General features: G+C 52.8%; 10 protein-coding genes. 8 read left to right on the top strand and 2 right to left on the bottom strand.

The features are described from left to right. The coding region (locus UN63_RS15590) for an L-serine ammonia-lyase, iron-sulfur-dependent, subunit alpha (RefSeq protein ID WP_181068267.1) at positions 1-285 on the top strand (285 nt) is incomplete at its 5' end. A 399-nt stretch (positions 286-684) separates the two neighbouring features. Here the strand turns inward: UN63_RS15590 and metG are convergent. Next, complete coding sequence (gene metG / locus UN63_RS15585) at positions 685-2,721, bottom strand: methionine--tRNA ligase (RefSeq protein WP_104488308.1); 2,037 nt, start codon at positions 2,719-2,721, stop codon at positions 685-687. Positions 2,722-2,983: 262 nt separating this feature from the next. On the opposite strand from metG, the gene apbC reads away from it, so the two are divergent. The 7 genes from apbC (at position 2,984) to UN63_RS15550 (ending at position 11,389) form a co-directional block, all read left to right on the top strand. Next, positions 2,984-4,057 carry an iron-sulfur cluster carrier protein ApbC gene (gene apbC / locus UN63_RS15580; RefSeq protein ID WP_104488303.1) on the top strand — a complete coding sequence of 358 codons (1,074 nt, stop codon included), beginning with the start codon at positions 2,984-2,986 and terminating at the stop codon, positions 4,055-4,057. 95 nt (positions 4,058-4,152) lie between these two features. Continuing rightward, on the top strand, positions 4,153-4,734 hold the full coding sequence (gene dcd / locus UN63_RS15575; RefSeq protein WP_104488301.1) for a dCTP deaminase: 582 nt from the start codon (positions 4,153-4,155) through the stop codon (positions 4,732-4,734). Positions 4,735-4,756: 22 nt separating this feature from the next. Next, on the top strand, positions 4,757-6,691 hold the full coding sequence (locus UN63_RS15570) for an AsmA family protein (protein ID WP_104488299.1): 1,935 nt from the start codon (positions 4,757-4,759) through the stop codon (positions 6,689-6,691). Positions 6,692-7,125: 434 nt separating this feature from the next. Further along, positions 7,126-8,010, top strand: coding sequence for a LysR family transcriptional regulator (locus UN63_RS15565; RefSeq protein WP_104488297.1), 885 nt, complete (start codon positions 7,126-7,128; stop codon positions 8,008-8,010). A gap of 369 nt (positions 8,011-8,379) precedes the next feature. Beyond that, entirely contained in the window at positions 8,380-9,366 is a 987-nt protein-coding gene (locus tag UN63_RS15560; RefSeq protein WP_229793469.1) for a DUF1852 domain-containing protein, read from the top strand. Between the two features lie 43 nt (positions 9,367-9,409). After that, positions 9,410-10,438, top strand: coding sequence for a methionine synthase (locus UN63_RS15555; protein ID WP_104488294.1), 1,029 nt, complete (start codon positions 9,410-9,412; stop codon positions 10,436-10,438). 462 nt (positions 10,439-10,900) lie between these two features. Continuing rightward, the gene (locus UN63_RS15550; RefSeq protein ID WP_104488291.1) at positions 10,901-11,389 is read left to right on the top strand and encodes a low molecular weight protein-tyrosine-phosphatase; all 489 of its coding nucleotides are present in this window, start codon (positions 10,901-10,903) and stop codon (positions 11,387-11,389) included. 62 nt (positions 11,390-11,451) lie between these two features. Here the strand turns inward: UN63_RS15550 and UN63_RS17135 are convergent. Next, on the bottom strand, positions 11,452-11,745 hold a 294-nt coding region (locus UN63_RS17135; RefSeq protein ID WP_181068266.1), incomplete at its 5' end, for a hypothetical protein.

Genomic DNA, 11,745 nt, shown 5'->3' with positions numbered 1-11,745 from the left:
ACCATAGAACACGTGGAAAACGCTGCCGAAATCGGCATGGAGCACAATCTGGGGCTGACCTGTGACCCGGTCGGCGGTCTGGTACAGGTGCCCTGTATAGAACGCAATGCCATGGGTTCGGTCAAGGCCATCAACGCCAGCCGCCTGGCCCTGCGCGGCGACGGCGAGCACAAGGTGTCGCTGGACAAGGTGATCAAGACCATGCGCGAAACCGGTATGGACATGAAGTCCAAGTACAAGGAAACCGCCCGCGGTGGCCTGGCGGTCAACATCATCGAATGCTGAGTTAAAGCTTTAAGCGGTAAGCTGACAGCTGTAAGTAACAAAAAGCCCGGAGTTCCGGGCTTTTTACTGTCTGAAATTGGTTGTATATACGCTTCAGCTGGCAGAGCCTGTGTAGCAGGACAATGAAATTATGCCGAGGTTGGATTCAGTGTTGTGATTGGTCCAATAAATTGGACCCTACGAAAGGCGGTGTTTGTTGTAGGGTCGACTTATTTTTAGGTGAGAGTATTCGAGCACGGTGTTTATGGAGTACAGGCCGGCCTATAATTTTCGCCTCACGCCTCACGCCTCACGCCTCACGCCTCACGCCTCACGCCTCACGCCTCATACGCAAAAAAGCCCGGCATCGCCGGGCTTTTTTGTCGCTTAAAGCTTACCGCTTCCAGCTCCCCGAAGGGGTTACTTGATCCGCATGCCGGGCTGGGCGCCGTCTTGTGGCTCGAGGATCCACAGGTCCTTGCCGCCGGGGCCAGCGGCCAGCACCATGCCTTCGCTGATGCCGAAGCGCATCTTGCGCGGGGCCAGGTTGGCGACCATGACGGTGAGCTTGCCTTCCAAGTCTTCCGGGTTGTAGGCGGACTTGATGCCGGCGAACACCTGGCGGGTTTCGCCACCCAGATCCAGCTCTAACCGCAGCAGCTTCTCGGCCTTGGGCACGGCCTCGGCCTTCTTGATCAGCGCCACACGCAGGTCGATTTTGGCGAAGTCGTCGAAGCTGATGGTCTCACTGATGGGATCGTCAGCCAGGGGGCCGGTGACCTGTTTGACTTTGGCCTGCTCGGCGATCAGATCTTCCTTCGAGGCTTCGACCATGGCGGCGACCTTGTCGGCGTCGATGCGGCTGAACAGGGCGTTGAACTTGTTGACGCCATGGTCAAGCAACGGCTCGTTGACCGCATTCCAGCTCAGCTCGCAGTTGAGGAAGGCCTCGGCGCGCTCGGTCAGCTTGGGCATGACCGGCTTGAGGTAGGTCATCAACACCCGGAACAGGTTAAGGCCCATGGAGCAAACGGCTTGCAGTTCGGCGTCTTTGCCTTCCTGCTTGGCCAGCACCCAGGGGGCCTTGTCGTCCACATAACGGTTGGCCTTGTCGGCCAGGGCCATGATCTCGCGAATGGCGCGACCGAATTCCCGCTGTTCATAAGACTGACCGATGCGCTCGGCGGCATCGGCAAACTCGGCGTACAGCTCGGGCTCGGCGCAGTCGGCGGAAAGCTGACCGTCGAAACGCTTGGCAATGAAGCCGGCGTTGCGTGAGGCCAGGTTGACCAGTTTGTTGACCACGTCGCTGTTCACCCGGGCCACGAAGTCATCCAGGCTCAGGTCCAGATCGTCGATGCGGCTGGACAGCTTGGCGGCGTAGTAATAACGCAGGCACTCGGGGTCCAGGTGGTTGAGGTAGGTGCCGGCCTTGATGAAGGTGCCCTTGGACTTGGACATCTTGGCGCCGTTCACCGTGACATAACCGTGCACGAAGATGTTGGTCGGCTTGCGGAAGTCGCTGCCTTCCAGCATGGCGGGCCAGAACAGGCTGTGGAAGTAGACGATGTCCTTGCCGATGAAGTGGTACAGCTCGGTGCTGCTGTTCTTGTTCCAGTATTCGTCGAAGCTCAGATCGCCACGCTTGTCGCAGTAGTTCTTGAACGAGCCCATGTAGCCGATGGGGGCGTCCAGCCATACATAGAAGTACTTGCCCGGTGCATCAGGAATTTCGAAACCGAAGTAGGGCGCATCGCGGGTGATGTCCCACTGCTGCAGACCAGACTCGAACCACTCTTCCAGCTTGTTGGCCATTTCTTCCTGCAGGGCACCGGAACGGGTCCAGGCCTTGAGCATGCCACTAAACTGGGGCAGATCGAAAAAGAAGTGCTCTGTGTTTTTCATTACCGGGGTGGCGCCGGATACCGCCGAACGCGGGTCAATCAGCTCTGCCGGGCTGTAAGTGGCGCCGCATACTTCGCAGTTGTCGCCGTACTGATCTTCCGCCTTGCAGCTGGGGCAGGTGCCCTTGACGAAACGGTCCGGCAGAAACATGTTCTGCTCCGGATCGTAGAGCTGGGAAATGGTGCGGTTTTCGATAAAACCATTGCTCTTGAGGCGACCGTAGATCAGCTCGGCAAATTCGCGGTTCTCGGCACTGTGGGTCGAGTGATAGTTGTCGAAGCCGATGTTGAAGCGGTCGAAGTCGGCTTTATGCTCCTGCTGCACGCCGGCAATCATCTGCTCGGGATCCACACCCAGCTGCTGGGCCTTGAGCATGATGGGAGTGCCGTGTGCGTCGTCGGCGCAGATAAAATGAACCTGATGGCCACGCATTCGCTGATAACGAACCCAGATATCGGCCTGAATGTGCTCCAGCATATGGCCAAGGTGGATAGAACCGTTGGCATAGGGCAGGGCGCAGGTGACAAGTATCTTACGAGGTTCGGTAGCCATAATTTCCATTCTGTTGAGTCAATTACGTGGGACAGAGCATGTTACCCGAGTTTTTTTCGGTTATACACACTTTGGCGGCTTTTTCCCGACCAAAGAGCCCGGGGTTGTATTTTGTGATTGCCTGCTCCGGTATATGGCCGACATGCATCCGACACATATACGACATAAAGCCGGCAAAGCCGCATATCGCCTCGGCTCGACGTTTCGCCGCTGCGGGCTTTTTGGTAGAGTGCAGAACAGATTCATCAGCAGGCAACACAGCATGAACAATGAACAGATTAGTGCCCGACTGTCCCAATTTCGGCCCCCGCACTGGGCGCAGGATCCGGTGAGTGCGGGTTTTGTCCGAGATATGAGCCTGGAGCAAGACAGCCTGGTGATTTCGCTGGTGCTGCCTTTCGTCGATTATCGGCTTGAAGCCGAGCTGCGAACCCTGGACGCCGACTTGTGTCGGCTGAGTGGTGCCCGTGCGGTGCGCTGGCAATTGAGCCAGGATGTGGCGACTCTGGCACAAGCCAATGATGCCCAGGCCGTGCCCGGGGTGCGCAATATCATAGCGGTATCGTCCGGCAAGGGCGGGGTGGGCAAGTCCACCACGGCGGTGAATCTGGCGCTGGCGCTGAGCCGACTCGGTGCCCGGGTGGGCATACTGGATGCGGATGTCTATGGTCCTTCCATTCCGATGATGCTGGGCGTGAGCGACGCCAAGCCTGAAAGCGACGATGGCAAGACCATGGCGCCGGTGACGGCGCACGGCATCAAGGCCAACAGCATCGGTTTTCTCGTCGGTGCCGAAGATGCCACCGTGTGGCGCGGGCCTATGGCCAGCAAGGCGCTGGCACAGATATTGCGCGAGACCCGCTGGGGCGATCTCGATTATCTGGTGGTGGACCTGCCGCCAGGCACCGGTGATATTCAAATCACCATCGCCCAGCAGGTGCCGACCACCGGCGCTCTGGTAATAACCACGCCCCAGAACGTGGCGCTGGCCGATGCCACCAAGGGCATCAGCATGTTCCAGAAGGTCAACATTCCGGTACTGGGGGTGGTGGAAAACATGAGCTATCACCTGTGTAGCCAGTGCGATCATAAAGAATTCCTGTTTGGAGAAGGCGGCGGCCAACGGGTATCAGACGAGCACCAGGTGCCGCTGCTCGGTCAGTTACCGCTGGATGTACGTATTTGCCAGCATATGGATAACGGCACTCCTACTCTTATCGCCGAACCCGATGGGGCGCTGGCCCAGGGTTATCTGAACATCGCCGCCCGGGTTGCCGCCGGTCTGTATTTTAGTGGCAAAACCATTCCCACCCGCCTTTATACCCGGCAGGTTTAATCGCATCACTGCCACGCAGGCGTGCCATTTGCGTCGCCAGACGGCAAGGGCCGTCGCTGCCGTGGTGGGATTCAACATTGAGTTAAGGAGTTTTCATGCGTCTTTGTGACCGGGATATCAAGCGTTATCTGGCCGAGGGTCTTATCCAGATCACTCCCGAGCCCGAGCCGGAGCGGATCAGCGGCGTTAGCGTCGATGTGCTGTTGGGCAACGAATTTCGGGTGTTTCAGGACCATACCGCGCCCTATATCGAACTGAGCGGGCCCAGCGCTCAGGTGTCCGAGGCCATCAACCGGGTAATGAGTGACGAAATAGTCATTCCCGATGGCGAAGCCTTCTTTCTGCATCCGGGCGAGCTGGCGCTGGCGGTAACACTTGAATCCGTCACCCTGCCCGATAACATTGTAGGCTGGCTGGACGGCCGCTCCTCCCTGGCACGACTCGGGCTCATGGTGCACGTTACGGCTCACCGTATCGACCCCGGCTGGTCCGGACGCATAGTGCTGGAATTCTACAACAGCGGCAAACTGCCGCTGGCGCTGCGGCCTCATATGGTGATTGGCGCGCTCAATTTCGAAACCATGTCCGGCCCGGCAGAGCGGCCCTACATGAGCCGTGCCAGCGCCAAGTACAAGTCGCAGCAAGGCGCGGATGCCAGCCGCATCAATCAGGACTGAATATCAAGACAGGATAACAATAATGAAAAAACTACTCTACGGCGTGGGGGCGCTACTGCTGCTGTTGCTGCTGGCGCTGGTGATTTTGACTCAGGTGGTGGATACCGACAGGGTCAAGCGGGTATTGATCGAACAAACCCGGGAAAAAACCGGCCGTACCCTGGTGATCAACGGCGACTTGAGCTGGCGCTTCTTCCCCTCCATAGGTTTTACCCTCAACGACACCGCCTTGCTCAACCCACCCGGTTTTGCCGCGGGTAACACCTTGTCCGTCGGTGAAATCAGCCTGGACGTGGCGCTGAAGCCGCTGTTCGATAACCGGCTGGAGATAGGCGAAGCGGTGCTGGGCAATGCGCGCCTGCATCTGATCACCCGTGCCGATGGGGTAACCAATATCGACGATCTGCGCACCCTGTCCACCGCAACCGGCTCGGACAAGAAAGCGGATGCCGCTGGCGAGCCTGACGGCGCCGACGAGTCTCGTCAGCCGATGAGCATCAGCCTGGCCGGTGTGCGGGTGGTGGATGCCGAGATAGTAGTGCAGAACGAAGTCAGTAATACCCTGACGCGCCTCAACCGGGTTAACTTCAAGCTCGACGAGTTTGCTCCCGGCAAGGCGGTACCCCTGAGTCTGTCCGGCAACCTGTTCAGCGATGAGGTGCAGGCCAATATTGATGCTACCGGTCAGCTGTGGCTGGCGCCGGAATTCGACCGTTTGCGTCTGGATGCGCTGAAGCTGGAAGTCGACGCCACCGGCCGCGCCATTCCCGGTACCAAGCAGCTGCGGCTGCAGGGTAACCTGGCCTATGATCTCGACCGCCAGTTGGCCGAATTCAGTGACATGGCTCTGAAACTGGGCGCTCTGGATGCGACAGGGGAGCTGTCGGTGCGCCATATCGCTACTCCCGAGTTGCGTTTCAACCTGAGCACGGCACTACTGGATGTGGATGCGTTGCAGGCTGAATGGCGTACCACGCCGGAAGCGGCATCTGATGATGGTGACCAGACGGTCAGCGCGGCGGCCCCGGCCTCCACGCTGCCTTCTTCCATTGCGGCCAGCGAGCCGGACTTGTCTGCACTCAAGGGCATCAAGGTCGAAGGCCAGCTGGCCGCCGACAAGGTGCTGGTGCAGGGGATTGAACTGGAACAGCTCGATATCAAGGTCAACATCGATCAGGGCAAGGTGAAACTTGACCAGGTGCAGGCTCAGCTATATGAAGGCAAGATTGAAGCCAATGCCGAGCTGGACGTCAATACTCACCCGGCGCGCTTTCGGGTACAGCAGGCCCTGACCGGCGTGAATGCCCGTGATTTATTGACCGCGGCGGCCGGCATCGACTACCTGGAGGGGCGGGCGGATCTGTCTCTGAACCTGAGTGGTACCGGCCTGACTGCCGATGCCATCAAGCGCAGCGTAAAGGGTAATACCGAACTGAAGGTGGCCGATGGCGCCCTGAACGGGGTGAATATTGCGGCGCTGATCCGCCGGGCACACGCCAAGGTGAAAGGACTGCCGCTACCGGCGGAAGACGCGGTCGAGAAAACCGACTTCAGCGCCCTGACCGCCGACTTTGCCATCGCCAAGGGCAAGGTGAACACCGATAACCTGCACATGGCGTCGCCCTTGTTGCGCATCGATGGCGAAGGAGAAACCAATCTGCTAGACGAGTCGCTCGATCTGTTGCTCAACACCGCCATCGTCGGCAGCCTCAAGGGTCAGGACGGTGAAGAACTGAGCGAGCTAAAGAACATCATATTGCCGGTTCGCATCAGTGGTAGTTACCAGGATCCGAAATACAGCCTGGATCTGCAGCAGATATTCGATCTTTATCTGCGCGACAAGGCCGACAAGGAAGCCGAGCGGGTCAAGCGCAAGCTAAACGAAAAGCTGGGTGACAAACTGGGCGATAAGCTCGGCGACAAACTGCCGGGCCTGTTCGATAAACTGGGTCTGTAACTCCAGCTACCGTCGCTTCGGCCTGCGCTCACGCCCTGTGAGCCTCTATCGGGCTAAAAGCGACGGTTTATTTATTCCATCCTGTTTTATACCCGTCGGATTAAGTTAGAGATCTATTGCATCTTAACTTACCTGTTTACCATTACCCATCGGTCTGATGAGGACAGAGTCTTGGAGTCAAACACGGTCTCTCATAACCACACCCCAGTGACAGCCAAGAGGGCGCTCTCGATCATTCCAGCCAGTCAGTTGAGGGTGACAAACTCACTAGGGACAGACTGCCTCGGATTTGATCAACAACGTCAATTAGCCAGCATCACTGAGTGTCTAGATGGCAAGCATTGGCGGCATTTTAATAATGAAAATAATAATATATTTCTAATAAACCATGAATTATATTCATAACATTAAGTGCTAAAGACAGGAGTTAAGTTATGTTGGAGCGGTTTCACCTTGAAGTACTGGCAGCAATAAAAGAGCAAGGAACGTTAACCCAAGCTGCTGAATCGTTAAATTTATCCCAGTCTGCATTGAGTCACAGCATCAAAAAACTGGAAGGCCAGATAAAAACACCTGTTTGGCAAAAAGAAGGTAGAAGCTTGCGCCTTACTCATGCTGGTGAACACATTTTGACTCTTGCCAATCGGGTATTGCCGCAATTTAAACACACTGAGCTGCTATTGAGTCAGATAGCGAAAGGCGAAATGGGTTCACTTCGCATCGGCATGGAATGCCACCCTTGCTATCAATGGCTGTTAAAAGTGATTGAACCTTATCTTGAAAAGTGGCCAAGCGTTGACATTGACGTGAAGCAGGAATTTCAGTTCGGTGGTTTGGGTGCTCTCCATAACTACGAGATAGATATCCTGGTCACTCCTGATCCCTTGTATAAACCCAAGCTGACGTTTATACCGGTATTTGACTATGAACATAGACTCGTCGTTTCATCATCTCACCCCCTTGCCATGCAAAGCTCGATCATGCCCGAACAGCTAAGTGAAGAAGTGTTATTTAGCTATCCGGTAGAGCCTGAGCGGCTGGATATTTACAGTCAGTTTTTAAATCCCGCAAAATGCACGGTCAGAAAACACAAGACAATAGAAACCACGGAAATAATGTTGCAAATGGTGGCAGCAGGCAGGGGTGTCTGTGCACTGCCTGGTTGGTTAGTGGATGAATTTTCCAAAACAATGGCCATTAAAAGCCTTCGGTTTGGTCAACATGGGATTAAAAAACAAATCTTTTTGGGAGTGCGAAAAGGCGAGGAACAGATTAATTACCTGAGTGATTTCATTGCTCTGGCTCAGCATGTCAGGTAATGACTCAGTCTTGCTTTAAATTCATACTGTTTTTCAATAACCCAGCTGCCGGTACTGTCATCTCTCTCACCATGATCTGATCACCGGCGAATGGTGCACAACATCAGCAACTGGCATCAGCATCATGGCCGCCGCACCCAAACCGTTGAACGTGACATACCATTTGCCCGAAAAGTGTTGTCTCACAATGAATCATGAGCACGGTTCATGCATTGATGAGATAAAATCATTTTTGTTCATGTAACTGTCCCTGTATAACATATCTACGCTTAGCTCTAGACATCTGGACTTCCAGGAAACAAAAATCATCAAGCCCAGAAAGAGCAAGGAACAAATTCAGGTTTTATCTCGGAAAATGGATGCCAGAACATGATGAGTAACGACTTTACATTTGCTATAAACAGCATTAGTTTCGATGAAAATTATCGCCCCTCAGACAATACGCGTATTACTACCAATTTTGCTAACTTGGCCAGAGGAGAGAGCCGGCAAGAGAACTTGCGCAACACCTTAAAGATGATTAATAATCGTTTCAATGCCCTGGCGCATTGGGATAACCCCAAAGGGGACCGTTATTCAGTCGAACTTGAAATCATTTCCGTTGATATGGCTATTGGTAATCAAGGCAATGGTCAAACCTTCCCTACGATTGAAGTATTAAAAACTAATATTGTTGATCACAAAATTAACAAACGCATTGAAGGCATTGTAGGGAATAATTTTTCCTCTTATGTGCGAGATTATGATTTTAGCGTGTTGCTGTTGAATCATAATAAGGGTCAATCCAAATTTAGTGTTCCAGATGATTTTGGCGATCTGCATGGGAAACTCTTCAAATTTTTTGTTAATTCAGATGCCTATAAACAGAATTTTATTAAACCACCTGTTATATGCCTCAGTGTTTCGGATAACAAGATCTATCATCAGACTGAAAATCAGCACCCGGTATTGGGTGTTGAATATCAGCCAAATGAATCATCGTTGACTGAACAGTATTTCAAAAAAATGGGTTTGCAGGTTCGCTATTTCATGCCACCCAATAGCGTTGCACCTCTGGCTTTTTTCTTCGTTGGTGATTTGCTTAATGATTACAGTAATCTTGAGCTTATTGGCACCATCAGCACGATGGAAACCTTTCAAAAGATTTATCGAGCTGAGATTTATAATGCTAACGCTGCGGCAGGAAAACGCTATAAACCAAACTTGCAGAACTCGGATCATTCATTAACTCAAATTGTTTATGATCGAGAAGAACGTAGCAAGTTGGCTATCAAGCAGGGGGAATTTGCTGAGGAGCACTTCATTAAGCCCTACCAAGCTATCCTTGAACAATGGTCTGCTAACTACGCTTCCTGAATTCGGGCCTTATAATTAACGAGAATATAAAACGGTATCTATTATGAAAATATTATTACCTACTTCAACTGCGGGCAGCTTACCTAAACCTTCTTGGCTTGCAGAACCTGAGACAATTTGGTCACCTTGGAGATTGCAAGGAGAAGAATTAATTGAAGGTAAACAGGATGCTTTACGTGTGTGGTTGCAAGAGCAGCAACAAGCAGGTATTGATATTGTCAGTGATGGCGAGCAAACACGTCAACATTTTGTGACTACCTTTATTGAACACCTGAACGGTGTTGACTTTGAGAAACGTAAGACCGTAAAAATTCGTGATCGCTATGATGCGAGTGTACCTATGGTCGTTGGCGCAGTCAGTCGCCAAAAGCCCGTTTTTGTTGAAGATGCCAGGTTTTTACGTCAGCAAACCAAGCAACCCATAAAATGGGCCCTGCCAGGTCCCATGACTATGATCGATACGCTTTATGATGATCATTATAAAAGTCGGGAACAATTAGCCTGGGAATTCGCCGTCATACTCAATCAAGAAGCCAGAGAGTTAGAAGCAGCGGGTGTGGATATTATCCAATTTGATGAACCTTCATTTAATGTGTTTTTTGATGAGGTAAATGACTGGGGGATTGCTGCTTTAGAAAGGGCTATGGAAGGTCTTAAATGTGAAACTGCTGTTCATATTTGCTATGGCTATGGTATTAAAGCCAATACGGATTGGAAAAAGACGTTGGGTTCCGAGTGGAGGCAGTATGAAGAAGTCTTTCCTAAGCTGCAAAAATCTAATATCGATATTATCTCATTAGAATGTCAAAACTCTCATGTCCCAATCGATCTGCTTGAACTCATACGCGGTAAAAAGGTGATGCTAGGGGCCATTGATGTTGCAACTAATATCATTGAGACGCCAGAGGAAGTCGCCAACACGCTACGAAAAGCACTTGAGTTTGTAGATGCCGACAAGCTTTATCCTTCTACCAACTGTGGCATGGCACCCTTATCTCGTGGAGTAGCAAGAGGCAAGTTGAATGCTCTAAGTGCAGGTGCAGAAATTCTCCGAAGAGAACTCTCGGCCTAAGGCGTTGTTTTCTAAGTCAGTGAACTATCTGTCTCAGCCATGATCTGATCACCTGACGAACGGACTCAGGAGCAGACAGATCATTTTTTCTGTCAATACTGTGCGGGTGAACGGTTAGTACGGATCGAGGCTGATTATGCCGGTGTGCCGCAACGCTGGTTGCTGGTGCGCCGCGAGCAGGCCACCAATAGAATGCGATCATGATGCGCTTTATCCTGGGTTGCAGCCCTGATATAGCGGCAAAACAGGGGAGGATACGGCTCCCAATTGCCATACATTGCTGATTTTAATAATTTTTCTTTACATTTCATATTTTTATGTCGCTTTCTCATATTTTTGGTGAAGCGTACTAAGACTCATACGGACTGTCATTTTTGTGAAAATATCTCCCAAAATGATCAGTAAGGCACTTAATTTTAAGAAGTTATTTTTTGTTCATGAATCTCAAAAACAGGTGCCAAAATGACTGATAAGCCACTGAAACATAAAGAAAATTTTAGTGTGCTCATGGTCTGTATGGGCAACATCTGTCGCTCGCCTACCGCCGAGGCGGTATTACGTTTGCAGGCGGCACGGGCAGGGGTGGACATGACCATCGACTCGGCGGGCACCATCGGTTATCACAACGGGGCGGCACCCGACAGGCGGGCTCGTGCGGCGGGCGAGCGCAGGGGCTACGACTTCGGTGGTATCATTGCCCGGCAGGTGACGCCCGAGGACTTTGTTTCTTTCGATCTGATCCTGACGGCGGACAGCAGCAATCTGGCCGATCTCAAAGCGCTGTGTCCGCCGGAACATCAACACAAGGTCAAACTGTTGCTGAGCTATTCGGCCGAGGCCGAACAGGAAGTGCCGGATCCCTATTATGGTGGCGATCAGGGCTTTGAACGGGTATTGGATTTGATTGAATCGGCCTGCGAGGGTTTGCTGGCGCAGTTAAGAAAGCGTTGATAACAGTAAACAGCAGGTAAACAAAAAGGCTCCCGAGGGAGCCTTTTTTTAGTGGAGTGAGGTTACTCCGGTTTGGTCATGGGCGCCGAGGCGGTGTTGCGTGCCGCGGTACTGCCGGCCTGGCGGCCGCTGGTAGTAACGGCCTGACGCTGTAGCGGCGGATATTCCGGCTTAACGTAATCCGGCTGTGCTACTACCGTTGGCTTGACCATGGGCGCGGAGGCCTGGCGGGCACGCGAGTACAGACCGGAAGCCGGCTTCGCTTGCGCTTCAACCTTGGGCTCAACGGCTGCTGCCTTGGGCGCTACGGCTTCAACCTTGGGCTCAACGGCTTCAACCTTGGGCTCAACGGCTTC

It is taken from the genome of Oceanisphaera arctica, assembly GCF_002936955.1.
Classification (GTDB): domain Bacteria; phylum Pseudomonadota; class Gammaproteobacteria; order Enterobacterales; family Aeromonadaceae; genus Oceanimonas; species Oceanimonas arctica.
Note: the sequence above shows the minus strand (reverse complement) of the source record. Positions and strands in the feature narration are given on the sequence as shown.

Coding starts and splice junctions, on each gene's coding strand:
- metG (WP_104488308.1), bottom strand. CDS start 2,721: ATGGCTACCGAACCTCGTAAGATACTTGTCACCTGCGCCCTGCCCTAT.
- apbC (WP_104488303.1), top strand. CDS start 2,984: ATGAACAATGAACAGATTAGTGCCCGACTGTCCCAATTTCGGCCCCCG.
- dcd (WP_104488301.1), top strand. CDS start 4,153: ATGCGTCTTTGTGACCGGGATATCAAGCGTTATCTGGCCGAGGGTCTT.
- UN63_RS15570 (WP_104488299.1), top strand. CDS start 4,757: ATGAAAAAACTACTCTACGGCGTGGGGGCGCTACTGCTGCTGTTGCTG.
- UN63_RS15565 (WP_104488297.1), top strand. CDS start 7,126: ATGTTGGAGCGGTTTCACCTTGAAGTACTGGCAGCAATAAAAGAGCAA.
- UN63_RS15560 (WP_229793469.1), top strand. CDS start 8,380: ATGATGAGTAACGACTTTACATTTGCTATAAACAGCATTAGTTTCGAT.
- UN63_RS15555 (WP_104488294.1), top strand. CDS start 9,410: ATGAAAATATTATTACCTACTTCAACTGCGGGCAGCTTACCTAAACCT.
- UN63_RS15550 (WP_104488291.1), top strand. CDS start 10,901: ATGACTGATAAGCCACTGAAACATAAAGAAAATTTTAGTGTGCTCATG.